A 24104-nucleotide genomic window follows, 5' to 3' on the forward strand; every position below is an offset into this window, starting at 1 on the left:
TTGTAATTTAGCATATGGTTAATCAGGAAAAACCTTTTGTATCAATTTGCCCGGAAAGCCGGGAAGCCTGGCGATTGTGGTTGCAGGAAAATCATCTTTCAGCACAATCTGTCTGGTTGGTGTATTATAAAAAGGACGCGGGTATGCCAACGCTTTCATGGAGCGAAGCGGTTGATGAGGCCCTTTGTTTTGGCTGGATTGACAGTACTAAAAAGACAATTGATAAAAAATCATTTATGCAGTTCTTCTCCAGGCGGAAACCCAATAGTGTCTGGTCCAGGATCAATAAGGAGAAGGTTGCGCGATTAATGGAAGCTGATCTTATTGCTCCGGCAGGCTACGTAAGTATTGAAAAGGCAAAGCAAAATGGGTGCTGGAATATTATAGATGAAGTAGAGCTGCTCAGCATACCTGAAGATCTGGAAGCTGCATTAAAATCCCATCCCGAAGCCATGGCATTTTTTTTAAGTTTAAGCAAGTCGGTGCGTAAAGGAATGCTACAATGGGTGGTGCTTGCCAAACGAGCCGAAACCCGGCAAAAACGCATTCAGGAGCTGGTTGTACTCGCTGCTCAACAGCAGAAACCCAAGCAATTTAGGTAAAATAATCAGGCTCGACCTTATATCAAGCCTGATCTTTCCATTATGGGTTTATCTGTATCATCTTTCTTTTTAGGACCAAACCATTTTGAAGCCCGATATGTATAAAGTATACGCCTGCAGGTGCATTGAGGTTAAGAATGCTCGTTCTCTGATCGATGTGCTGAGACAGGATCAGCCTGCCTAAAAGGTCATACACGCCAACCTGGCACTGCGTATAGCCCTCCGGTAATATTAAGTGATAAGTTCCTGTGCCCGGATTGGGATAGAGCTGTATCTGTTCCGAAAGTTTCCGCGCTTCTATACTATTAGGATCGATTCTTATGGCGGTGCAATTGGAGGTGTCTTTACAACCATTAATACTGCTGAGTACTACGGCATAGCTGCCGGTCTGAACAGGTGTGAAACTGGCGTTGGTAGCACCGGTAATGGCTTGTCCCGTATTACAATCAATCCATTGATAGCTGACGCCAGTAGCCTGTGCGGTTATGGTTTGGTTTTGTACCGTAACACCGGGATCTAAATAGCATTGAAATAGTTTGAGCAGATAAATGTCATCGGCACCGTTAGCGGTAGCATTATAAGCACCTATTCCGGGATCAAAGTCGGCCGATTGGTTAAATTGACCACTCATGTATATATTTCCTGTGGGGTCGAGTGCAAGTGTTTTTGCTCTGGATACCGCACTGGATTGTATTCCTCTTGCCCAAAGGAAATGCCCGCCGGAATCGTATTTGGCGATATACGACTGTACATTACCGGTCATGGGTAGCGTATGTACCGTCGCGCCCGGATCAAAATCTACATTAGGCATATAGTAATACCCACAGATATAATAGTTCTTGTAAGGGTCGATATGGCCTCTATACGCTTCGCTGGTCTCAAAAGAAAAGGACCAGCGGTAAGCGCCTGCTGTATCCAGTTTGACCACATAACTACTTAAGGTGGAAGTAGAGGTCATGAAGCCGCCATCGCCGCCATCATTGAAATCCATCGTTCCTGAAAAACCGCCGCATACATAAAGATTACCCTCATTATCGTAGTCGATATCGTTGCAGTAAGAGCTGCCTCCGGTGCCGACAAAACAGCGCACCCATTTAAAATTCCCGTTTTTATCCCATTTAAGCACATATAGTTTTTCCTGCGAGTTGGGATAGGGCATTTGGGTGGCCGGTCCGGGATCAAAGTCACAGTTAGTGGAAAACTGCCCTGCGAGATAAATATTACCCTGGTAATCCGTATCCATAACACAAGATTCTTCCGGTCCGTCACCACCATAGCTTTTGGCCCAGATGAGCGTACCTTCCACGGTATATTTGGCCACGAAGATATGACGCACGGGTGCGCTTAAGAGATACATGCCGGCACTTGGATCAAAATCTATATTACCATTCCCAAAGGTCCCGGATACATAGATGCCATTTTCTTTAGAAACAATGATGTCAAAACCCTGGTTAACATTTTGGGCGGTGCCCTCCAATACTTTTACCCATTCCAGGCTGCCATTGGCTCGCAATTTCATGAAAAAGATGGAGCTGATCGCTGCGGTACTGGTGTGGATTTGCTGTCCGGGACCGGGATCAAAGTCTATGGAGCCTCTAAAATAACCGGTAATATAAATGTTATTGGCAGCATCTATCGTTAAGGCTTCGGTATAGATATATCCGGTACCTCCAATGGTTTCGATCCAGATGATATTGCCATCCGTATCCATTTTTTGGACAAAAGTTTTTGGACTATTATTGCTGCCCTGTACCATAAATACATTAGGTCCGGGGTCCAGGTCTACGATGCCATGCGCATTACCCACACTAACGAGTTGCTGGTTCCCGTCAAATGCTTTATCTGTAATATATTCATCGGCTGTGCCGCCGATTTGTTTCATCCAGACAAAATCCTGCGCCTTAACCTTTAAGGAAACGCAAATCAAAATGAGTAAAAAGGTATATAAAGATTTCATAGCAATATATTGGGCTTAAGCTATAAAGCTAAAAAAAATATATATATAATGCAAGTGTTCAATCCTTGAAATGAAAATATGATTATTGAGGAAGCAGGTAAAAAGGCCAGGCCATGTAGCAAAGTTGGCCTTAATAAGATGTGCCGGTCAGACAGGACGTTATCCTTTGGATATTGAAAATCGTCGTCCCATTTTCGTATAGGGAATAAACAAAGAGAGACCATCATTAAAGACAGTCTCTCTTTGTTTACTTTATTTTAATAGCGAACTAAAATACAGAAATGCTACAGTTATAATCCACACCCAACAGGCTTCCGGATTTATTACATTCTGCTTTTGCCTCTTTATATGTTTTGTCTTTGATGACTGAGGTACTTTTGTTGCCATTTACGGTACACTCACAATTCCAGTCTTTCGGTTTATTACAAGCTGTTGTAAAAGCGAAAGTGGTTCCGAAAATAGCCAATGCTGCGCTTACTGATGCTATTCTTTTCATAATTTGCCTCCTTTATTTTTTTGTAAAAGAAATGTTTGCCTTTTGTTATTCGACAAAACGATGCCATAAATATGTCCTAAAAAGGACCGATGTTTTAAAACTACTTTTAACTTTTTAAAAGAAGCCGGTAGTGTTTGTATGATAAAACACTTGTAGCAACCAATTAATCAAACTTCATGCGATCAATAAAATCGTTTATTTTATCTTTCGTTTCTCCTGTTTTCTTTTGAAGCTTACCTATTAGTTCATCTTCCTTTCCTTCTTCATAAAGCAGGTCATCATCTGTCAGATCAGCCCATTGTTGTTTGAGGTTGCCTTTGATAACATTCCAGTTACCTTTTAGTTTATCTTGTAGTGTGCTCATATGTAACAATTTTAATGGTTATGAAATATTTATTGATAAAAACGGTACATAGAAGAAATAAGCATGCCCGTTAATCTACTGGTTTTCTTCCTGAAATAATATTGTAAAGAATCACAATAATGGCTATTGCAAGCAGGATATGTATAAGGTTACCTAGTCCCATTCCGCCACCAATACCGACCATTCCTAATACCCAAATGATAATACAGATTACGGCTACTAACCACAGAATACTTCTCATAAAATTCGTTTTGGTTATCCTAAAGTTAAGCACTATAGCTACTTATGAAAAGTTAAAGTGCGCAATTTAACGCGCTTTTAAGAACGGAAACAGTGTAAAATGCGGCCATATCACAGGGCTTTCCGGCTCTGAATAAAGCGTGTTTTTGCTCAGGAATTATGGCAGTAAAGTTGCATCTGAAATTGCTTAAATACCTGCAGGTATAAGCGCAGTGATTTCATGATTTACCTTACCTGGCGCAGGGATACATTGATAACAGGTATCGTATGGGGGAAGTGTAGATTTTCCGTATATGGCATAGGGATTGCCCCGCTACCAGGCAGATCTGCTCCTGTAAAGAATGCCGGTTTTAAAAGTCAGAGAGTAGCTTTGCCAAAAACTGATTGATAAATGAAAAGACCTCGTGGTATTCGTTCACTATATTTGGGTTTAAGGGGTCCTGGATCAATACTTGGTTTATTTGCTTTGCGATAAGGATAATGATCTTTATTTTTTCTTTTTGTGTACTGACACTGCTGCTCAATGCTCTCGAGATAACGTTTCTGGTTGTTCGTTCAAATGCTAAGCGTTCAAATAATATAGTGTTATGTCGACGGGGTATCAATTGTATTCTTAAATAATCATAAATAGTATTTATTTCAATTGCCCCTTCCGGGATGCCCGCGACATATAGGCTAAGTTGTTTATTATAGCTCTTTCCGGTCTGATCGTGTTTCAGTACCGTACTTTCAAAATACAACCATAAGTTTTTCAACCTTCTGACAATATCATAATGGTTTTGTGCTTCTATAGGAGCCTTGTTTTCTTTTTTGATCCTTATCTCCTGATCAAAATAATGTTCCATTGGTACTGCTTTTAACATTAAGTGGGTATTGTTTTTTTCGTAGGGTTTGGTCGCTATCTCTCATATATATTCCCGATAAACTTAGTCAGTGGAAATATTACGATCTATATTTTCCTTATAATTTACATTAATGTGAATTAAATGCAAATATATAATACTTCAAGACATTATTAAATTAATAATTGTAAATATCTGGACATAATTAGCCCGGACAGCGGTAGCAAGTCTGTTTATAGATGCTTATGAACGGGTGCTACATTATCGGAAATCAGGTAGAAGATGTGCTCCGGAGAAACGTGGAACGGTCTGGGAGGGTGATCGGAAATATAGCACTTGCCATCGCATTTCAACGGCTAATAAGTGTAAAATTCCATTGTGCTATAAAAAGGAGTTCCCGAGGAAGGAATGCTGCAGCAATTTTGCAAACGTACCTTACAGCTTATGGCAGCTTCAATAGCAGATAAAAATGGTTGACCTATTCCGGCATTTTTAGCAGTAATAGTATCTAATTCTTTATGGGTTCCTGTAATTGGATTAAGGTTATCTATCTGTAACAGATCGCGACAATCCCTTTTATTACCTTGTGGCGATTTGTCTTGCTCTAATGGCTTGCCGGTTTACATAAAATTGAGTCCATGGTGCTGGATTTGGCCGGCCTTGTAGCATAAATTGTACGGCAATTGAAAGGTCTAGGTTCGTTACATGATGCCACCAATATTGCGGAATATAAAGGAGCTCTCCGGCTTTCAGTTCTACTTCCAGAGAAGGAACCTCGAAAAAATCGGGATTTTGTAAATGATCGGGTCGCAGAAAATCGACCTGGCTCCAATTAGGTTTGGGTTCTGTATCCGGTATCGGATACAGGCTGTCATGAAAAGCCGGATCATATAAGGTTACGGATTTTCGCCCTTTAACAAGGCCCAGTAAGACCGGTAGACTATCCCAGTGCAGATGGGTCACCGTGCCTTCTGCTGCCAACCATAATGCCGTTGCCTGTAAGGTCTCTTTCGGGAAAAAACCGGGTGTGGCAATATCGTTAGCGGCTTTTTCAAGATCGTTGACAAATAATCCCTGACTTAAAAAATAGTCTTTCTGCAATGCGCCATCCTGAGAAAGGTTTTCAATTAATTGAGTAAGATACATATTGACTGGCTTTGAACGGTCAAACCGATGTTCTCCACCCTTGTGATGACATGCCGTAACCATTGTATTGCCCCACTGTTCCTCCAAATACTTAAGATTCCATTTCTGTATTGCCGGCCAATCGGTTAATATGTTCTCGAATATTGCCGGCTGATCGATAGTGGCGCGATAATGTTCAAAGGCATCGGTGGTCATACCTTTAAATTTGCGAAGCTTAATCTTTTTCATGTCTTTGCGTATTTTATCCAAAAGGATGTGGGGTCATATTCAGGTTTGTTTCTTTTACACTTTCTGCATGGTCATTGACGCCATTCAGAAATGGGGCGAGTTGGGGGAAAAAGGAATCAGATTCTTTAGCGGGTGCATTGGGTATAATGATGCGGTATACGTGCCAGCCCATATTACGGGTTACTTCGTCCGTTACATTTATGGCAATAACCTCACTTTGAAAACACTCGTTTGCTGCGCAGACAAGTTCGTGTAAGGTTTTTGGTGTTGCGGTTGAGACAATACCAGAGGCTTGCCGTGCATGCTTTAGATACCAGTCCCTGATAAGCGGGCCGTTTTGATACCCGCGTATGACGTGCTCCAAAGAACTACGGGGTTGTGCTATAAGAGCTGATTTATTGGCCCTCATCAGCCGTACGGTATATTGCAACATCAGGGCCTCTTCAACTGCTTTTTCCAGCGATCTGGTATCAGAAAGGCCACATGCGGAACCGATGGTTAATTCAGTGCCATCTTTTTTGCTCACCAGGGCGAGCATCGTATCCGGCAGCCCATCTGTTTTGATCGCGAATAGATCGGCCATAAAATTCATTTCTTTAAGCAGTGCCCAATAGGGTGTATCCTGTTCTGAAAGAGAAATCTTATGTATTTCCGTATTCGGGTCCCGCCATGATCGAATGCAGGCGCTTCGCTCAATAACTTCCAGGAATGCCCTCATCATAGCGTCTTCCTGGCTTTGGCCGGCAGCCAGGCCGGTGGCTCCTGGCCTCATGAATATACTTTCATGCTCAGACGGTGTCCAGCATAAATATGCGGCGAGCGCGGGTACATAGATATTCTTTTGGTTTACTAAATCGGTTCCGGTACACCAGGAAAGCAGATTTATATCTGCATTCTGAAAAGCCGGGGGAATTTGCTGGCTTGGATGGAATTGTTGCAGCCTTGAGGGCGCAATTGCGGGTACCCCGTCTTGTTGCAAGGCTGAAAAGCTTGTACAGACCAGGTTCATTGGATTTAAGCCTGCCTGAAAGGCGCTGACTCTTTCGATCAATTCACCCATCGCTCTGAGGCGTACGGCTGATTCATTTTGACCACAGGCAGCACCTGTAATCATTTGTCTTTTGCCTGAGTTCGCATTGGCGGGAAAATGATTTGCCGCCGCCGCCGTTCTGCCCAGCAAAATTTCATTCATGCCATCGAATAGGGGTCGAACATCCACCATTTCTCCGGAAAAGAAACAACCTTTAGGGTCTGGTATATTTTGCTTGTCAGTCATGTTGTGCTGCTTTAGTGCCACAAACACGGCAACGGGTATCCCTTAGGAAAGGTTTCTTTACAATCGAGGGTACAGAAGAAAAATCAATAGTCAGTACAGCGTTCTGCACATTGCTCTCCATGCCTGCCAGGAAATGAATACTTTCTTGAGCGAGCAAAGCGCCGCTAACCTGTAAGATAGGACTTAAGGATCCTGAATACGGCCGACCCATCTTTTCTTTCAATGCAATCATTTGTGCCGCGTTGGGGAATTGATCCAGAACCCGCGGCCAGTCACAGGCCGGACAAGCCGTCTCATTGGGGATAGTGAGCGGGCCTATACCGCGTCGATTACCGCGGATCATTGGGATTTGCAATTCATTACACACCTGCGATACCCAAACCGAAATCTGCCAGGTAGGCGTATCAGCAGTGAGTATGACTAAATCAACAGCAGCGATAGAAGTAAACAGTGTTCTAAGCGTATCTTCATTATCGATTAATAACGGGATACCGTCAAATTGGGTCACCTCTTTATGCTTACTGATAAATGCGGCAGCAACCTCCGTTTTTGTCTTGCCTATATCTGATGTGGTAAACATTGTAGCCCGGGCAAGATTGTGTGTCTCTACAACATCCATATCAACTCCGGTGATTTTTCCAATACCGGCGGCAGTAAGATGCGGGATAACGGATGTGCCCAGACTACCGAGTCCAAGCATCAGTACATGAGCTTGCCTGATGTCTTGCAACAGCTGATATTTAGAACGCTCTGCGGGTGCATGTTTATCGAAATAAGCCAATTGCTTTTCAAAACGGCTGTACATCCAATCGCTCATGTCCGCACGATTGTCTTCCTCAACCTTCAACAGGCCAAGTTCTTCCAAGGTATTAATGAGTTTTAGGACTATTTCTTTCCAGTTTGGGTGCTGCGCTTCGGGTACCGCCATTAAGGCATGTACACTGGTTCCTTTTGTGAGGTATCTTACAGCTGGTAATAACAAGGTTCCGAAGTCCTTCAGCAGATAACCTTTATTGCCCGTTTTGAACAACCATATTTCTGAATCCGTCACGGGAAAGGGATGAAAAGACGGATCGATGCTCAGTTTGCCTAGATTAACCCTGTCCGTCGCGGCAATCATGCTACTATGTTGTTGGCGGTAAGTTCTTCCATGAATATATGACCGGAGGTGGTTAGCTGAGCATGATTTTGTACCACGTCAAATCCGACGGTCAAGTTTTGTTGAATCTTATCCAGTTTTGAGTCGATTGTAATATTATTCTTTAAAGAAAGATCATATCCATTCCGGGGAAGGGTATGTACATTCGTAAAGAATTTCTTGAGCCTTAGTAATACAAACATTTGGTGGAATACACCAAACATTGGACGACGATCGGGGCGAAGGGGAGACGTAAATAATTCCGAGTCCGGGTTGCTGAAAAGTGGGTTTAAGGCATGCATGGCGTTCAGGCGCATATGGCTGCATTCATGAATCAATTCTTCCGCAAATTGTAATGGCGTCCGAATCGCACTTTCCCGTAGCCAAATAGAGCCATGAGATCCGAAATCGACAAATCCGATCACTTTTTCGCTTTTGAAAATAAAGAGTTGCTTTAGGGTTACCTTTATTTCCGCGAGCATTTCCGGCCAGAAATTTTGTATAATTTTAATGCCTTCTCTGATAATAAACTGCAAATCTTCTTCCAGATCTGTCAAGACCTCGATTTCACAATCCGTACCATTGGCTTTTTTGGCCATTAAGATAGCTTTTTTAATGGTGGGCATCATGGCATCCTGAGCAGGAGCAATGTCTATGACCACATCATATTGACTTTGCAGCTCCTTTGCTCTTGATTGGCTTGCACTTGCTGCTTCCAGCGCGTGCTCCCATCTCTCTATGAAAACGGGCCAATCAATCTCCTGGTTATTTGCTGCTTTTACACCATTGTACCACTGGAAGATAGCGGGGTGGCAATTACTTGTTCTTGTGCGTTCTAAAAGTGCATGTACCTTGCTGGTAAATGCGATATCTATATTGCTGATCCGTTTTGAAACGGCATCGCAAATCCATTGCTGCAGTGCAAGGTTTTCCTGCTCCGATTGAAGGGGAGCAGGTAGCCAAGCATGGAGTGTTGTTGAGCGTATATTACGATGCATATATCTCTTTTAAATTAGTCTGCGTATTCCATTTGAAGTAAAACACCGAAGTCAGGTAGTTGGTCTGCCTGCACCTGCTTAACATTGTTTTTAGAGAATACCTGGTCAGCTTGTTCGTTGCTAAGAACGTATTGTGCTGCTTGATCTGATGGGATTTGGTAAAGCTTACCATTTTCTCCGCGTAATGTGAGTACGTCTGCCATTTTTGTTTGGTTTAATGATGAATAAAAATGTTTATTACTTGTTCTTAATATTTGTTGATGTTTATTTTTTGTCTGAATCTGCCTGGTTCATCAAAACGGGTACCGTACAAATAATTCTTTTATTTATGAATTATAAGCAATATTCAATTTTTTTTGTAATAAAAAATCAGGTAAAAAAACCTGTTTTTTTATTATTTGAACAAGAGGGGATGTTCCGTATTGAGAGAGAAATGTTTCCATACGATCGGAATAATACCGATATATTTTACAAAAGGCGATACCCCGTAGAGATATCGCCTTTTATAAAATGGATGGTGAATCAATACTATGGTATTGATCTTTTCTGTAAAAATAATTATGGTTCCTTTACAATAGTCAATTTAGCAATTTGCGATCCGTTTGTGTCTGCCACCGTGCAGATGTATATGCCTGCCGGTAGTTGTTTTAGATTAAGGAGCATACTTCCTTCATGACCTTTTGCGGAATAGACTAGTTGCCCCTTGGTGTTATAGATCGATATGGACGCTGCACCTTTCAATCCTTTTATGGTTACCGATTCCCGCGTATGATTTGGAAATAAAGATAATGCTCCAACCTGGCTGAATGTTACCAGTCGTACCGGGCTATAAGTAAATTTTCCATCATAATCCTTTTGTTTGATCCGGTAGAAATTATCTCCTTCAAGTGGTTCCAGGTCGGCATACTTGTATAGACTTTGGAAATGAGTAGTGCCGGTGGAAGATAAGCTTCTGACCGCCCCGATAAGCGTCCAGTCTTTACTGTCGGCACTTCTTTCTATTTCAAATCCCCAGTTGTTTTCCTCCGATGCCGTAATCCATTGCAGATCCACTTTGTTATTTTGTTTGTCGGCGCTAAAGCTGATTAAGCTGACAGGTAGCGGGCAAGTCACCTGGAAAGACACGGTATCTGAACTGATACAACCGCCTAATGGACTGGTGATTTTCCATGCAAAGCGGTATTGCCCAACTGAATCGAGACTATACGCAGAGGTAGAGAAGCTGGTGGCCGATGCAATAACAGGGTTGGCTCCGGCCGGTGCCTGTATCAGTGTCCAGGCTCCGGTACCGGTACCCGGATTATTGCCGAGCAGCGAAACAGAATGGCTACATACCCCGGCTTGGTCAGACCCCGCGTTTGCATTGATCGGGTTTTCTACATGTATGGTAAACGTCGCGCTAAGAGCAGTGCCGGAACAGCTATATTCCTGGTCCAGGAATGGTCCGATACCGCTGGGAGTAGGGGCGGCCGTTATCCGGAATACATAGTCTCCGGCCCGGTTCAGGTTGTCGATCGTAGTAGTGCTACTGGTCAGGGAACGCAGGTTGGGGGCAGTATATATCGGTACCGCAGAACCGGCTGGCCTTGATAGTACCGTAAAACCATAACTTCCGCTGAAATCCTGAAAATAGCTGCTGTTGACCACCCCCTGGTAAATGGCGGGGAGCGCTATGGTAGCCGAGATTGTGCCTGTGCCCGGATAGCAGATGCTTTGGTCTGCAACCGCAACGTTTGGCCGGTTATTATCAGAGACATGAATGTAGTAAGGTTGCGTCCTGCTGCAGGAGCCATTAGAGGTCTGTACGTTTAACTTATAGGTTCCTGCCTGCCATCCGCCGGAAGGTGGGGTTACGGTAGCTATTCGGTTATAGGTGCCGGCGCCACTGACGCTGATTGTCGGCGCACCTCCCGGAGGGTAGAACCCTGCCGCGGTGACTGTCGTGACCACAGAGGCCGGATCGAGGGGGTCAATGTCGAAATAAAAAGTTTCTGCTGTGGTCGTGCCCACCTTACTGGCACAGTGTATCTCTCCTGCGCTGTTAGTGCTTGCATAGGCAGCGTATTGCTCCGGATGTGTATTCAGATTGAAAATGACCGGGTAGGGCGAGGTGCCGGAATAAGTGTAAGCAATAGGTGCAGTAGTGTAGGTGCCACAAGCATTTGTTACCGTAAGGGTAAATACATAGGTTCCGTCTACAGACATCCCATTCAGGTATAGCCTCCTCGTTTCTATTTCATCAAAAGTTAGATTCGCCCCTGCCGGCTGGCTGGTTACAGTTGCCGAAACGGTGGTGCCGGAGGCTACTGTACCAGCAGATCCGGTATGACCGGAGGCAAATGCCGGAGAGGTGGATTGCAGGTCGAGATAATCACGAACTAGCGGTTGTGTCCTACACTTGGAAACCGTGGTGGGCGCTACGATCTGTGGATTAGGTATGAAACGAACAATGGTAGAATCTTCATAACTACAGATACCATCCAGAGAAGTAATCCTCAGGATCGCATAATAAGCAGGATCAATTTCATGATTCGATTTGTTGATCAGATAGAAGGTTGGTATGGCCGATGTTGTACTGCTGAATTGAGCGTTCGTCGACACAAAGGTTCCAAACCTGCTAAAGCTGAAAATATTTACCGCTCTCCAGCTGCCCGTATAACCGGCAGGGATTACACCCGATAGGTTGGTGGTACCTGTTGTGGCACAAATAGTCGTAATGTCAGGCCCGGCAGTAAAAGAGGCCGGCCTCGGATGTGCCGTAATGGTTACCGTGGAGCTGGCCAATCCTGAACCGCAGGGATGGCTGAGCCGAAAGATATAATCGCCGTTTACCGTCATACCGGTGACAGATGTATTGAAACTGTTGGGAGTGGCAATGGTGGGTACAGTAGGTCCTGAAATGAACGTCCAGCTTGGCCCTCCCGCTCCGGCAGTGCCGGATAAGCCACCGGTGAGTGTTGTAGATGCGCCGCAAACGATTGCATTGCCACCGGCATTAACGGTACAGTTGACGCCTTGTGCGTAGCTAATTCCGGGGCCACCGGAAAAGAACAGGATACTTCCGAAGAGCATTAAGGTTGTAAAGATTGACTTCATTATATTGGGATTTGGAGATAAATAAGGCTATTGAAATAAGGTTTAAAAAGGGCCAGAAGGCGGACGTGAAATCGTTATACTTGTGTACCGAACAGATGGATATATGAGCGATTTATGCGGTATAAATCGTATGCAAAGTAGAAACGTTTATCAAACGCCTATCGAACTCTAGTAATAGTTCAATGAATTGTAGTAGTTCTTGAAGTGGAAGACTCGATTGGGAAATTAAGGTTAAGCCATACCGTTCTATGCTGCTTTTTAGAACTACGTTCTATAGCCTGAAAGGCAGAAAAAAACCGGTCCTTTTGGGACCGGCGAAAATAGTAAACTTTGTTTTGTGTGTGGTAAACGGGTATCCCGTTTTTTATAAATCATCCAACTGAACGATCCCGTTTTTTAAGGCAAATTTGATAATGCCGGCCAGGTTCTTTGCCCCGATTTTTTTGGAAATGTTATTCCGGTATTGCTCCACCGTGCGTTCCGAAAGGAAAAGGTGTTTACCGATTTCCTTGGCAGTCTGCTGGCGGCAGAGCAGCCGGATCAGCTCCAGTTCTTTACCGGAAAACTTTGTATTGGCAATAAGATGCTTCATGGCAAGATCATCATTGGCATCAGAAAAACGATTGATGATATGGTTGCGGGCTTCTCTGCAAAAATATTCCTTGCCTTCCATAATCAGTGCCACACTGCGTATAAATTCTTCGTCATCTTCTTTTTTGATCACATAACCATTTACTCCGGCCTGAAGCATACGAAGTATGGCCTCCGGAGCATAAGAAAAAGAGTAGGCCAGAATCCGTGTGTTTGGTAATTTAAATTTTAATTCCCGCACCAGCAGGTCACCTGTGGTATCCGGGAGGGTATAGTCTATAATAACAAGATCCGGGAAGTGCTGTAATGCAAGACTCATACCGGTAGCGCCTTCATGAGCCATGTCGAATTGCGTAAACATTTTTCCGACCACCAGTTTAATCCCGTTGGCAACCATTTTATGATCATCGATCACCAGTACCCGGTTGTATTGTACCGTATATTGTTCCTTGTGCATATGCTTAAATCGTCCTTAAATAAATAATAGCGTTCTGATACATCCTTAATGTAATTTCATCTGGAAGTCAATATGGTAACCATCAGGATAGTGGTTGTTGATGTCCAGGTCAGCATTGAGCTTGTGCATGCGTTGGGTAATATTCTCCATGCCTATCCCTATGCCGGCTTCTGTTGTGATCCATCCTCTTCCGTTATCGCTGTATCGGATGCTTAAAATGTCTTTGTGATTACTGAAACGGATATTTATATGGTCAAAAGAAGCATGCTTTATGGTATTGAGGATACATTCCTGCAAGATCGCCTTCAATTGGCTAAACTGGTAATGGCTCAGAAACCTTTTTACATTCACTTCTTCGGTAATGATGAACTGAAATCCACTGACAGAAGCGATCTTCTGCAAAGGCTGTTTCACTGCAGTAATAAGGTCGGCAATAGAAAATTGCTTTTCGGATTTCAAGTCTTGCGCCAGGCTTCTGATCAGCTCCATAGTATGTTCTATATGCTCTTCCAGTTCACTTTTAACGGTGGCGCTGGTCTCTTCAAGCCGGTTCGTTTTGGCCAGCGCTTTCGCATACAATAAAGCAGGGTTTGCTTCATCATGCAGGTTGCGGGCAAGGTTAAGCTTGAATTCAAGAAATTTCGCTTTTTGTTTTTTCCGGATGTTATGAAAGATAAACATACCGCCAAAAAGTAAAAGCAGAAAACCGGCTATGAGTAACAGTAATTGCTGGTCGGTCTTCTTCTGTTGCGCCGCGGCTTCTGCCATTAAAATTTGTTGCTCCTCTACCTTAGCCATAGTATACATCATGTCGCCCGACTCCGCTACGGTAGCGGTCATCGCTACATCCATAAATTCGATAGCCCTGCGCAGGGTATCGATACTTTCCTTATACCGGCCCTCATTATACAGCAGGCGTGCATCATACTTCTTAATCATGTAGGCATTATAAGGATCGCGCATATTACTGTAGAGTTGCTCAATAATCTTAAGATAGCGCCGGGCGCTGTCGTTGGGGCCATGATCCAGAAAATAGCCTATCTTATTATCGGTTACGCCAAACTCGATATGGTTTTTCAGGTAATCCGGGGTATTGTGATCTGCCCGTAATTGATCCAGCCCTTCAATTGAAGCCCGGACCAAATCCGGAAGATGTAAGGCCGTGCCTTTTTTATACAGGTTTAATAATTGTATGTATTTTAATCGCGCCGGCGCATCATGGTTATCTTTATATTTTGTCTCCAGGATGTTCTGAATCTCCGTTATGACGCCCCTGATCTCGTTGCCGCTAAATGTGTCGAGCTCATTAAAAGCGGCATCTCCAAGGTAGCCCGTCAGATTGATGGCCCTTACAACTTCTCTGATATCCGTTGGCTCGTGCCTGAGCTGTATGGGAATATTCCGTACAAACTGTCTGTTCTGCTTATATAGCGACAAAGAATGCGCGTATGCATTTTTAATATTATAATAGTCGGCCATAAACATCAAAGAGGTTATAGAAGGACCGCTTCCGCTTTTTTCTTCCGCCGCCCTTAATTTTTCCCCATAGTAGAGCATCTCGCCAAACCTGCTGGCCATTTTGGCCTGATTGCTCAATATCGTATAGTACTCTTGTTTATATTTTTCGTTCTGCTTTCCGGACCAGACTACATTCCGGTAAAAGGACAACAATTGTAACAGCTCTTTATTAGTATAATCGATATCCTCAGACAAGATCAGGCGCAGGGTACTATTTACGGAATCTAAATACGCTTTCTCCTTTAGTGTTCCCTTTTTATATAAGACCGAAAGATTTGTCACTACCTGTGTGGCCGAGTCTTTGGCAGATTTTCCAAAAGAGGAAAAAGAAGCTCCTAAAAGAAGTATACTTATGATCCACAAGCGCTTCCTAAAAGAAGTCCTGTATATGTTTGGATAAAGAATCTTTTTTATAAAGCATAAGAGCATTCTTTTTGCTGATGCTTGTTCGATTACTGGTATAAAGCCAAACATATTCTGTTCTTGTAGTTTTCAGAGGTAAAGATAATGTTTTGATTATTAGTTAATTGCATAAGTACAATCTTCTGTATTGCAGAATTGAACAAGTACGGTATTATAATTGAAAATACTGCAATTTTTACCTAAAAAATAGAATAGACAGATGGTCTAAGTCTCGTGGAAAGATGAGCTGCAGTATGATCGACCGCTTGATTACGGCTATTGGCTTGGCTTTTGCCGGTTAGCGCAATAAACTTTGGAGCGTGTATCTTCCCTGGGCGCCGCCTGGCACTTGATAATCCTGAATTGATCTTGTTCAGTAATCGTATTGGACTTGTACTCCAGTTTTAAATATCGTGTTTAACTCACACTAAATTTGACAAATCGCAGCTTAGGGAATAGTGAGCAGCATTTGTTTTTTATCACAACTTTTCCTTGGTTACGACTTGTAGTTTTCAATATGCCTACCTGAGCTGTTACCGTATCGTTTTTTCTTGTACTAACCATTTATTAATCATTCAATCCTTTTTATGAAGCAAAATCTACTTTTAAGGGTACTGACAATTAATTTATTGCTTGGGGGCTCTTTGTTTGCACAAAATCCCGGAGGTGTGCCGGTTGCGGCCTGGTACCGGGCCGATGTGCCAGCTAATCTGTGCTCCGATGCTGGATTTACCACTACAGAAATGAACAACTTTGAGGTAACCATTACTCCGGAAGGTGCCATGATTACACAGAAGATTGTGAAGGAATAATCATTTGGAACGCTTTTTAGCGCTTCAATAAGACATATAATTATATTAAGATTTTCATTTTTAGTGCTTGAACAAAGCCGGGAGCGGGTATCTACCCGCTCCTTTTCTATTATACCCGATCGATCATTTGAAAACTTTTTCATCTGCAAGACCAGAAGCGATTAAGCTTCCGATTAGTATATTTTACCAGAATTATTTAAGTCTGCACTGCTGAAATTAGGGCGATGTGTTTTTATTATTTACGCGAAGGGAGTCGCCTTCTATTGCAATAATATATCATATCCTTCAGCCTTAATAACAGGCATTTAAAATAATAAAATGTGTTTAGGCATCTAAGATATATGTTGTTACATACGTCTTCCTAATCTGGGAATTATCCCGATTGCGACATTCTTTTCCAAGAACAATAAAAAAGACATTATTTATGAAAACGATGAAACCCTTTATACTCGTGCTTTCAATCTTTAGTTTACTATTGATGAACAAGTACACGTACGGCCAAATAACCCCATTACCTTATTATGAGAATTTTGACAACTCCGCAAATTTGCGCTGGACAACCTACTCATTCGGTACCGTTGATGCGGATGACTTTCCCTGGTATATAACAATACACAACCCCTATAGCCCGGCTTTCTCCATGATGCACACTTGCAATTCGAGTACGACACAAGCAAATAACTGGGCTGTTTGCCAAAAGCAGTTTTCCTTCACCGCTGGGGGTAGAATAGATTCTATCCGAACTTGGATTTCGAGCGTCCATCCACCGGCTATTGGTGATACGATTGGTATTTACCTGCTCTCCGGTAATCCTGACCCATCTTTGGCGACTTCTAAAATATTGCTGCAAGATTTCAGAGGTCCTAACTTTCAGACAGACATTTGGGCAAAAACAACGAATATCCCCATTCCGCCAAGCCCCGGTAAGAGTTATATTGCCTTTAGGTATAAAACAGCCAATAATTGTATCAATATTTTTTTGGACAACATGCATCTATCCGGAAGTGGCCCTACTGGAATAACTGAGCGATTCAAGGCCGGTAAGGATTTTAAAGCCGTACCCAATCCTGTTGTGAATACCCTGACCATTCAAAGTAAGCAACAATTTGAAACAGTCCATATTTATGATGTTGTAGGACAAAAAGTACATACGCAAACTTTCGCACGCCAGATCGATATCTCCTTTTTATCACCGGGAATTTATTTCTTAGAATTAATTGACCACAATAAGAATAGAGGTATTGAGAAAATTGTGAAGCAGTAGTTTGATAATTTTGGTACGGACAGTACTATTAAAGTTGCGCGAAAGTTGCCGGTGATTGGTGTTGTTCGCGATCCTGATTCAAATGCCAAAACCAATATTAGGTGCTTAGTTTATCATTGGCATTCTGATCGGCTTGGCTTGTACAAGATTATCCTGTGGGATAAACCAAGTCGAATCCGTTTGTTATCTTTACCGGAGATTTATATTGTGATCATGTTTAATCTCCTGATAGTTGAAGACGACGAGCGCATAGCCGCACTGGTCAAGCGTGGCTTGGAAGAACACGGCTACACGGTTACGGTGGCTTATGACGGAATTTCCGGCAGGAAACTAGCCCTTAACAATGCATTTGACCTTATTATCACAGATATTGTCCTGCCTAAAATGGATGGATTGGATCTGTGCAGGGAGATCCGCAGTGAAAAACCCGGTATACCAATCATTATGCTGACGGCCCTCGGAACTACAGATGATAAAGTAGAAGGCTTTGACGCCGGAGCGGATGATTACCTGGTAAAACCCTTCGAGTTCCGTGAGTTGCATGTACGGATAAGAGCATTATTAAAACGACAAAACAGTAACAAAAATACCCAGGGATTTTTACTAAAATATGCTGATCTTGAAATGAACCTGCATACCAAGATCGTAAAACGCAACAACAAAGAAATCTCCCTTACCCCCAAAGAACTGAACTTACTGCAATACATGATGCAAAATCCGGAAAGAGTTTTGTCCAGAGTGGAAATAGCGGAGGATGTATGGGCAACCACTTTTGACACGGGTACGAACTTCATTGACGTGTATATCAATTATCTCCGTAAAAAGATTGACCGCGATTTCGATACCAAGCTCATACATACCCGACCCGGTTTAGGTTTTATATTTAAAAAGGGTTGACCATGCAGATCAAAACAAGGCTTACTTTGCTCTTTACCGCTTTGGTAGCTACGCTACTCCTGGCCTTCGCCCTGACGGTCTATTTTTCTTCGTCCGAAACACGCGAAGAGGAATACTTCAAAAGGCTACGGCAACAGGCTGCAACTAAAGCCAATCTTCTGTTTGATACCAAGATCACCCCAAATGTATTACAGCTTATTTACAAAAATGCGCCCAATGCCTTATTTCAGGAAGAAGTCGCTATTTACGATACTGCGTTTCATCTTTTATACCACGATGCGGTCGAAATAGATAAGGTAAAAGAAACAATGGGTATGATCGATAGCATTATTGCCCGGAAAGAAATACAGTTTTATATCGGTGAGATACAGGTCGTAGGATTTCTGTACGAACATGACGGCGGCCACTATGTGATTACTGCCGCCTCAAAAGATGAATACGGGCTGACGAAGCTGGCCGACCTGCGTTATACAATCATCATTGCATTACTCGTGGCCGTAATCATCATTTTTCTTGCCGGCCAATTCCTTGCTAAGAAATCCTTGCAACCGGTTTCTACCCTGGTGGGGAAAGTTCAGAAGATTACCGCGACCAACCTCGATCTGCGTGTGGATGAGGGAGACCGAAAAGATGAGATTGCAGCATTGGCCATAACGTTCAATGAAATGCTCAACAGATTGGAACATTCCTTCGATGCGCAAAAGCGTTTTGTATCCAATATCTCGCATGAATTAAGAACCCCTTTAACGGCTATGCTTGCTGAACTGCAACTGACCGCAGAGAAAAAGAGAGATACAGAAGAATACCAAGCAGTAATAGCCCATACGATTACAGATACCCAAAAGCTGATCCGGCTTTCCAACAGTCTGCTGGACCTGGCTAAAGCTAATTACGATGAAACGGAAATCTCTTTTAAAAATATCCGACTCGACGAGCTTTTGTTAGACGCCCGTATGGATGTGCTGCATAATCAACCACATTACAAAGTGAATATTACTTTTGAACAGGAAATTGATCATGATAAGGATATCTCCGTACATGGCAATGAGTACCTGTTAAAAGTAGCTTTCATCAATCTTATGGAAAACGGATGCAAATTTTCCGAAGATCTTCAAAGCACCGTTTTCATTTCTTACGACAGGGAAAATATACTGCTGCGCTTTGCAGACAAAGGGGTAGGGATAAGCGCTGAAGAACTACCTTATATTTTTACCCCATTCTACCGGGGCGCCAATAAAAAATTTGCCGATGGGAATGGCATCGGATTATCCCTGACGCAGAAAATTGTTGAACTACACAAGGGGCACATTTCAGTGGTCTCAAAGGAAAAAGAAGGCACTACTTTTACGATTACTTTACCGCATAACTGATTTTGCCTGCTCTAATAAAATTCTAATAACATTCTATAGCTCCTCTAACGGCTCCTGTACAGGAGCCGTTCTACTTTTGCACCCGTACCTAAGTGGCCGTGCCACTTGCCATTTTTATTAGATCATAATTTCCTTTAGATGATGAACAATACTTTTCACGCCGCATTACTTGCAGGATTATTTATAGCGCTCTCTTCCTGCCAGCATGATCAGAAAGAAAACAAAGCAGACGACTTTGTGCTGCGCGGCGATACGATATGCATTTTGCCTAATACCAATTTAAGTAAGAAACTAAAAATAGGTTCTGTTCAAAACGAACCCTATCGGCTTCAAATGCTCACTGCGGGTACGGTAAAAGCCATTCCTACACAATATGCAGAAATTGCGCCGCCTTTTCCCGGAAGAGTTACCAGATCGTATCTACGGCTGGGCATGAAAACCACGCCCGAAACGCCTCTGTTTGAGATCAGTGCTCCCGATTTTATTACCGCACAAAAGATCTTTTTCCAGGAAAAATCACAACTGGAACAGGCCAAAAAGAATTGGCAACGCCAGCAAGATCTTGTCGCACACGGGGTAGGAACACAAAAAGACCTGGAAGAAGCGCAGACCGCTTATGAGGTGGAAAAGAAAGAATATGAAAATGCCGTCATCGGCATCAAAATCTTTAAAGCCGATCCCAACAGATTATCCTTGGGACAGGCGCTTGTGGTGCGCGCGCCCATATCAGGCGAAGTGGTTGAGAATAAAGTTGTGCTGGGCCAATTTATCAAGGATGATGCGGCCAGTGTAGCCACTGTAGCCGAACTGTCTAAGATCTGGATCGTCGCACAGGTAAAAGAAAAGGATATCCGTTTTATTCATGAATTGGACGAATGTACTATAGAAATTGCCGCATTGCCGGAACAACCTATTAAAGGAAAAGTATACCATGTCAATGAGATTGTAGATGAGGCTACGAGGAGTGTCGAAGTACTGATAGAAGCGGATAATAAAAATCATACCTTAAAACCCGGTATGTATGTAACGGTAAATTTCATCGACGCACCCACTACCGCCATCCTTATCCCCGCAAAAGCGGTGCTGCAAATGGCCGATGCCAGCTTCGTATTCCTTGAAACGGCTTCTGGTAAATATATTAAACGTAAGATCGAAACCGCGGGTACCTCGGGAGATAAAGTTGTTGTCAAATCGGGTCTGAACACCGGAGAACGGATTGTTACAGAAGGTGGGTTTTATTTACTCGATGCCAGATAGTTAAACTCCCTCAAAAAAAGAACAATGAAAAATTTACTATTGACTGCCATCCATAAACGATGGCTGCTTGCAGCGCTATTTGTACTACTGGCCGTTTTCGGGTATTACTCCTGGACGCAGCTGTCTATAGAAGCCTATCCCGACATCGCCGATGTTACTTCTCAGGTCGTTACACAAGTACCGGGACTAGCCGCCGAAGAAGTAGAGCAACAGATTACGATCCCCATTGAGCGCGCACTGAACGGTATGCCGGGTATGCATGTCATGCGCAGCAAAAGTACCTTTGGCCTGTCTATCATTACTATTGTCTTCGACGATGGTATTGAAGACTATTGGGCCAGGCAGCGCATTACCGAGCGGCTGAACGATGTGGCACTTCCTTATGGCGCGCAGCCGGGTTTAGACCCGCTGACTTCACCTATCGGCGAAATCTATCGCTATATCATAGAGAGCAAAAATCATGATCTGCGCGAAATAACGGATCTGCAAAACTGGACCATCATTCCGCGAATTAAGCAAGTGTCGGGCGTAGCCGATGTGACTAATTTTGGAGGAATCACGACACAGTACCAGGTGGCACTTGATCCCCGTAAGCTGGAGCAGTACAACCTTTCGCTGGCGGAGGCTCAGGCGGCAATCAATAATAACAATGCCAATACCGGGGGCAGTGTGCTTCCGAGAGGAGATCTCGGTTATGTTGTGCGCGGTATCGGCCTGGTAAAGACATTAGATGGGCTGGGCAATATCGTCGTAAAAACGATTGATGGTGTTCCTGTTTTCCTCAAAGATGTAGGTACGCTGAAATACGGTAATCTGGAGCGTAAAGGGATATTGGGCTATACCGACAGAAAGGTAAACTACAGCGAGGGAGATGAGGGTATTGTCTTAATGCTAAAGGGGCAAAACCCTTCCAAAGTGCTGGATGGCATTCATGAAGCGGTGGATGACCTGAACAATAATATTCTTCCGGAAGGTGTAACCATACGACCTTATCTTGATCGTACCAATCTTGTTCATACCACATTAAATACCGTTTCCCATACACTGCTGGAAGGTATGGCGCTGGTGATCATTGTCCTCATCGTCTTTCTGGGAAACTGGCGGGGTGCTTTAATTGTAGCGCTTACCATTCCTCTGGCACTGCTGATCGCCTTTGTGCTGATGCATCTTACCAATATACCCGCCAATTTGCTGTCCTTAGGCGCTATAGATTTTGGGATCATCGTCGATGGTGCTATCGTCATGATGGAAACGATTTTAAAGAAACGCGAAGATAATCCCGGAGCAACATTACAGGAAACCTCCGTTGGGCAGCGAGCCGTAGCCGTGGCCAAACCTATTTTGTTCTCCACCATTATCATTATTACCGCCTATCTGCCATTGTTTTCTTTTGAGCGGGTAGAGAAAAAGCTATTCACCCCTATGGCATTTACCGTAGGCTATGCACTATTGGGTGCTTTGGCGGTGGCCCTATTGCTTATTCCCGGCCTGGCATTTGCCGTATATCGTAAGCCCCGTAAGCTTTATCATAACAAATGGCTGGAGCAGTTGACCACATCGTACTACAGCCGTATCCGCAAGATCATGCGTAAACCTAAGCAGGTTTTCATCCCTCTTGCTATCGTGCTGTGCGGCGCCATCGTGCTGTCTGCAACGGTTGGTAAGGATTTTTTGCCACCGCTGGATGAAGGCTCCATATGGGTACAGGTACAATTACCACCGGGTCTGTCTTTAGAGAAATCAAGGGAAATGAGCGATAGCCTTAGGGCGCATACCATGAAATATGAAGAGGTCACTTATATGATGGTACAGGCCGGGCGTAATGATGATGGCACCGATCCCTGGACTGCTTCTCATTTTGAATGCAGTATTGGCTTAAAACCTTACGGACAGTGGCGACAAGGAAGAACGAAAGCCGACCTGATCAGCGACCTGTCGCGGGAATATGCCGCTATGCCGGGCTATACCGTAGGCTTTAGCCAACCCATGATCGATGGTGTAATGGATAAAATCGCAGGGGCACATAGTGAATTGGTCGTAAAGATATACGGAGACGATTTTAAAGAGACCCGCCGTATTGCAGAAGCTGTATTAAGTACGCTCAAAAAAATAAAAGGAGCGGCAGACTTGGCCATCGACCAGGAGCCCCCGTTACCACAGCTGCAGATCTCCGTCGACAGGGATGCGGTAGCCCGGTATGGGCTTAATGTGAACGACGTAAGTGAACTGATTGAAGTCGCTATCGGCGGCAAAGCGGTTTCCCAGGTATTCGTGGGCAACAAAGTGTATGATGTGATCTGCCGGTATGATGAAGACAGTCGCAATACACCGGAAAAGATCGCTAACCTGATGTTGACTTCCCAAACCGGCGCTAAAATACCCTTGTCGCAAATCGCGGTGGTAAAGACGGCTACCGGAGAAAGCACCATTACCCGGGAAATGAATAAACGCCACCTGACCGTAAAACTGAACCTGCGGGGCAATGACCTGAATTCTTTCTTAAAGGAAGCGCAGTCCAAAATCGAAAGTAATATCAAATATGACCACAGCACCTATGCCATCAAATGGGGAGGGCAATTTGAAAACCAGAACAGGGCATATGCCAAGCTGATGGTCATTGTACCGCTGGCATTGGCGATTATGTTCCTCTTGTTGTACAGTGCCTTTGGGAAATTCCGGCAGGCTGGGCTGGTGCTTTCTATTGTACCGCTTGCCATATTCGGAGGCATGTTGGCCCTGAATATCCGGGGCATGACGCTTAATGTCTCTTCCGCAGTGGGTTTCATTGCACTGTTCGGAGTAGCGATCCAAAACGGGGTGATCCTTGTTTCGCATATTAATGACCTGAGAAAAAAAGGATACGAACTGTCGATAGCGGTAATGGAAGGGGCTAAACACCGGTTTCGTCCGGTACTCATGACCGCAACGGTTGCCGCTCTGGGCTTATTACCTGCCTCGCTGGCCACCGGCATTGGTTCCGATGTGCAGCGTCCCCTGGCTACGGTGATCGTTTACGGATTATTTGTGGCTACAGCAATTACACTCTTCGTATTGCCTGCATTGTACTACCTGATAGAACGCAAATGGGGCAAACAAGATTATACCGTACAGACCTTGGACGGTGATAAAGATGATATTTAACCCTCAAAAATG

The 24104-nt window shown here is 43.7% G+C and carries 20 protein-coding genes; 7 read left to right on the forward strand and 13 right to left on the reverse strand.

Annotated features, from left to right (window positions below; genetic code table 11):
• The first annotated feature begins 14 nt into the window (after nt 1–14).
• Entirely contained in the window at nt 15–602 is a 588-nt protein-coding gene (locus tag DBR32_RS15330) for a YdeI family protein (RefSeq protein ID WP_124637362.1), read from the forward strand.
• A 40-nt stretch (nt 603–642) separates the two neighbouring features.
• On the opposite strand, the gene DBR32_RS15335 is transcribed toward DBR32_RS15330, so the two are convergent.
• The 13 genes from DBR32_RS15335 to DBR32_RS15395 all read right to left on the reverse strand — a co-directional run bounded on the left by DBR32_RS15335 (nt 643) and on the right by DBR32_RS15395 (nt 15312).
• Entirely contained in the window at nt 643–2559 is a 1917-nt protein-coding gene (locus DBR32_RS15335) for a T9SS type A sorting domain-containing protein (protein WP_124637364.1), read from the reverse strand.
• A gap of 268 nt (nt 2560–2827) precedes the next feature.
• Entirely contained in the window at nt 2828–3055 is a 228-nt protein-coding gene (locus tag DBR32_RS15340; protein WP_124637366.1) for a hypothetical protein, read from the reverse strand.
• 163 nt (nt 3056–3218) lie between these two features.
• Nucleotides 3219–3419: a CsbD family protein gene (locus tag DBR32_RS15345; RefSeq protein WP_124637368.1), complete on the reverse strand. Its 201-nt coding sequence runs from the start codon at nt 3417–3419 to the stop codon at nt 3219–3221.
• A 70-nt stretch (nt 3420–3489) separates the two neighbouring features.
• Nucleotides 3490–3660 carry a lmo0937 family membrane protein gene (locus DBR32_RS15350; RefSeq protein ID WP_124637369.1) on the reverse strand — a complete coding sequence of 57 codons (171 nt, stop codon included), beginning with the start codon at nt 3658–3660 and terminating at the stop codon, nt 3490–3492.
• Between the two features lie 349 nt (nt 3661–4009).
• On the reverse strand, nt 4010–4504 hold the full coding sequence (locus tag DBR32_RS15355; protein ID WP_148089219.1) for a hypothetical protein: 495 nt from the start codon (nt 4502–4504) through the stop codon (nt 4010–4012).
• A gap of 576 nt (nt 4505–5080) precedes the next feature.
• Nucleotides 5081–5875 (reverse strand): cupin-like domain-containing protein, encoded by a 795-nt coding sequence (locus DBR32_RS15360; RefSeq protein ID WP_124637372.1) that lies wholly within the window; start codon nt 5873–5875, stop codon nt 5081–5083.
• Nucleotides 5876–5888: 13 nt separating this feature from the next.
• Nucleotides 5889–7151 carry a YcaO-like family protein gene (locus tag DBR32_RS15365; RefSeq protein WP_124637373.1) on the reverse strand — a complete coding sequence of 421 codons (1263 nt, stop codon included), beginning with the start codon at nt 7149–7151 and terminating at the stop codon, nt 5889–5891.
• Entirely contained in the window at nt 7144–8271 is a 1128-nt protein-coding gene (locus DBR32_RS15370) for a TOMM precursor leader peptide-binding protein (protein ID WP_124637374.1), read from the reverse strand. The genes DBR32_RS15365 and DBR32_RS15370 overlap by 8 nt, the downstream gene beginning before the upstream one ends.
• On the reverse strand, nt 8268–9287 hold the full coding sequence (locus DBR32_RS15375; protein ID WP_124637376.1) for an HEXXH motif-containing putative peptide modification protein: 1020 nt from the start codon (nt 9285–9287) through the stop codon (nt 8268–8270). The genes DBR32_RS15370 and DBR32_RS15375 overlap by 4 nt, the downstream gene beginning before the upstream one ends.
• A gap of 14 nt (nt 9288–9301) precedes the next feature.
• The gene (locus DBR32_RS15380) at nt 9302–9490 is read right to left on the reverse strand and encodes a hypothetical protein (protein WP_124637378.1); all 189 of its coding nucleotides are present in this window, start codon (nt 9488–9490) and stop codon (nt 9302–9304) included.
• Nucleotides 9491–9845: 355 nt separating this feature from the next.
• Complete coding sequence (locus tag DBR32_RS15385; protein ID WP_124637379.1) at nt 9846–12383, reverse strand: T9SS type A sorting domain-containing protein; 2538 nt, start codon at nt 12381–12383, stop codon at nt 9846–9848.
• A 364-nt stretch (nt 12384–12747) separates the two neighbouring features.
• Nucleotides 12748–13431, reverse strand: a complete 684-nt coding sequence (locus DBR32_RS15390; protein WP_124637380.1) for a response regulator transcription factor — start codon at nt 13429–13431, stop codon at nt 12748–12750.
• Nucleotides 13432–13476: 45 nt separating this feature from the next.
• The gene (locus DBR32_RS15395; RefSeq protein WP_124637382.1) at nt 13477–15312 is read right to left on the reverse strand and encodes a sensor histidine kinase; all 1836 of its coding nucleotides are present in this window, start codon (nt 15310–15312) and stop codon (nt 13477–13479) included.
• A 626-nt stretch (nt 15313–15938) separates the two neighbouring features.
• On the opposite strand from DBR32_RS15395, the gene DBR32_RS15400 reads away from it, so the two are divergent.
• The 6 genes from DBR32_RS15400 (at nt 15939) to DBR32_RS15425 (ending at nt 24092) form a co-directional block, all read left to right on the forward strand.
• Nucleotides 15939–16163, forward strand: coding sequence for a hypothetical protein (locus DBR32_RS15400; protein WP_124637383.1), 225 nt, complete (start codon nt 15939–15941; stop codon nt 16161–16163).
• A gap of 424 nt (nt 16164–16587) precedes the next feature.
• Nucleotides 16588–17427, forward strand: coding sequence for a T9SS type A sorting domain-containing protein (locus DBR32_RS15405; protein WP_124637385.1), 840 nt, complete (start codon nt 16588–16590; stop codon nt 17425–17427).
• A 213-nt stretch (nt 17428–17640) separates the two neighbouring features.
• Nucleotides 17641–18324: a response regulator transcription factor gene (locus tag DBR32_RS15410; RefSeq protein WP_124637386.1), complete on the forward strand. Its 684-nt coding sequence runs from the start codon at nt 17641–17643 to the stop codon at nt 18322–18324.
• Between the two features lie 2 nt (nt 18325–18326).
• Nucleotides 18327–19694: a cell wall metabolism sensor histidine kinase WalK gene (locus tag DBR32_RS15415; RefSeq protein WP_124637387.1), complete on the forward strand. Its 1368-nt coding sequence runs from the start codon at nt 18327–18329 to the stop codon at nt 19692–19694.
• Nucleotides 19695–19832: 138 nt separating this feature from the next.
• Nucleotides 19833–20951 (forward strand): efflux RND transporter periplasmic adaptor subunit, encoded by a 1119-nt coding sequence (locus DBR32_RS15420; protein ID WP_199724528.1) that lies wholly within the window; start codon nt 19833–19835, stop codon nt 20949–20951.
• 24 nt (nt 20952–20975) lie between these two features.
• Nucleotides 20976–24092, forward strand: a complete 3117-nt coding sequence (locus tag DBR32_RS15425) for an efflux RND transporter permease subunit (protein WP_124637389.1) — start codon at nt 20976–20978, stop codon at nt 24090–24092.
• Nucleotides 24093–24104: the final 12 nt, after the last annotated feature.

The sequence above is a fragment of the Taibaiella sp. KBW10 genome, assembly GCF_003852495.1.
Taxonomy (GTDB): Bacteria; Bacteroidota; Bacteroidia; order Chitinophagales; family Chitinophagaceae; genus Edaphocola.

Excerpts from the sequence above, each read along its gene's own strand:
- DBR32_RS15415 (WP_124637387.1), top strand. The coding sequence starts at position 18,327 with ATGCAGATCAAAACAAGGCTTACTTTGCTCTTTACCGCTTTGGTAGCT.
- DBR32_RS15355 (WP_148089219.1), bottom strand. The coding sequence starts at position 4,504 with ATGGAACATTATTTTGATCAGGAGATAAGGATCAAAAAAGAAAACAAG.
- DBR32_RS15360 (WP_124637372.1), bottom strand. The coding sequence starts at position 5,875 with ATGAAAAAGATTAAGCTTCGCAAATTTAAAGGTATGACCACCGATGCC.
- DBR32_RS15420 (WP_199724528.1), top strand. The coding sequence starts at position 19,833 with ATGATGAACAATACTTTTCACGCCGCATTACTTGCAGGATTATTTATA.
- DBR32_RS15370 (WP_124637374.1), bottom strand. The coding sequence starts at position 8,271 with ATGATTGCCGCGACGGACAGGGTTAATCTAGGCAAACTGAGCATCGAT.
- DBR32_RS15335 (WP_124637364.1), bottom strand. The coding sequence starts at position 2,559 with ATGAAATCTTTATATACCTTTTTACTCATTTTGATTTGCGTTTCCTTA.
- DBR32_RS15345 (WP_124637368.1), bottom strand. The coding sequence starts at position 3,419 with ATGAGCACACTACAAGATAAACTAAAAGGTAACTGGAATGTTATCAAA.
- DBR32_RS15385 (WP_124637379.1), bottom strand. The coding sequence starts at position 12,383 with ATGAAGTCAATCTTTACAACCTTAATGCTCTTCGGAAGTATCCTGTTC.
- DBR32_RS15375 (WP_124637376.1), bottom strand. The coding sequence starts at position 9,287 with ATGCATCGTAATATACGCTCAACAACACTCCATGCTTGGCTACCTGCT.
- DBR32_RS15410 (WP_124637386.1), top strand. The coding sequence starts at position 17,641 with ATGTTTAATCTCCTGATAGTTGAAGACGACGAGCGCATAGCCGCACTG.
- DBR32_RS15425 (WP_124637389.1), top strand. The coding sequence starts at position 20,976 with ATGAAAAATTTACTATTGACTGCCATCCATAAACGATGGCTGCTTGCA.
- DBR32_RS15365 (WP_124637373.1), bottom strand. The coding sequence starts at position 7,151 with ATGACTGACAAGCAAAATATACCAGACCCTAAAGGTTGTTTCTTTTCC.
- DBR32_RS15390 (WP_124637380.1), bottom strand. The coding sequence starts at position 13,431 with ATGCACAAGGAACAATATACGGTACAATACAACCGGGTACTGGTGATC.
- DBR32_RS15380 (WP_124637378.1), bottom strand. The coding sequence starts at position 9,490 with ATGGCAGACGTACTCACATTACGCGGAGAAAATGGTAAGCTTTACCAA.
- DBR32_RS15400 (WP_124637383.1), top strand. The coding sequence starts at position 15,939 with ATGAAGCAAAATCTACTTTTAAGGGTACTGACAATTAATTTATTGCTT.
- DBR32_RS15330 (WP_124637362.1), top strand. The coding sequence starts at position 15 with ATGGTTAATCAGGAAAAACCTTTTGTATCAATTTGCCCGGAAAGCCGG.
- DBR32_RS15340 (WP_124637366.1), bottom strand. The coding sequence starts at position 3,055 with ATGAAAAGAATAGCATCAGTAAGCGCAGCATTGGCTATTTTCGGAACC.
- DBR32_RS15405 (WP_124637385.1), top strand. The coding sequence starts at position 16,588 with ATGAAAACGATGAAACCCTTTATACTCGTGCTTTCAATCTTTAGTTTA.
- DBR32_RS15350 (WP_124637369.1), bottom strand. The coding sequence starts at position 3,660 with ATGAGAAGTATTCTGTGGTTAGTAGCCGTAATCTGTATTATCATTTGG.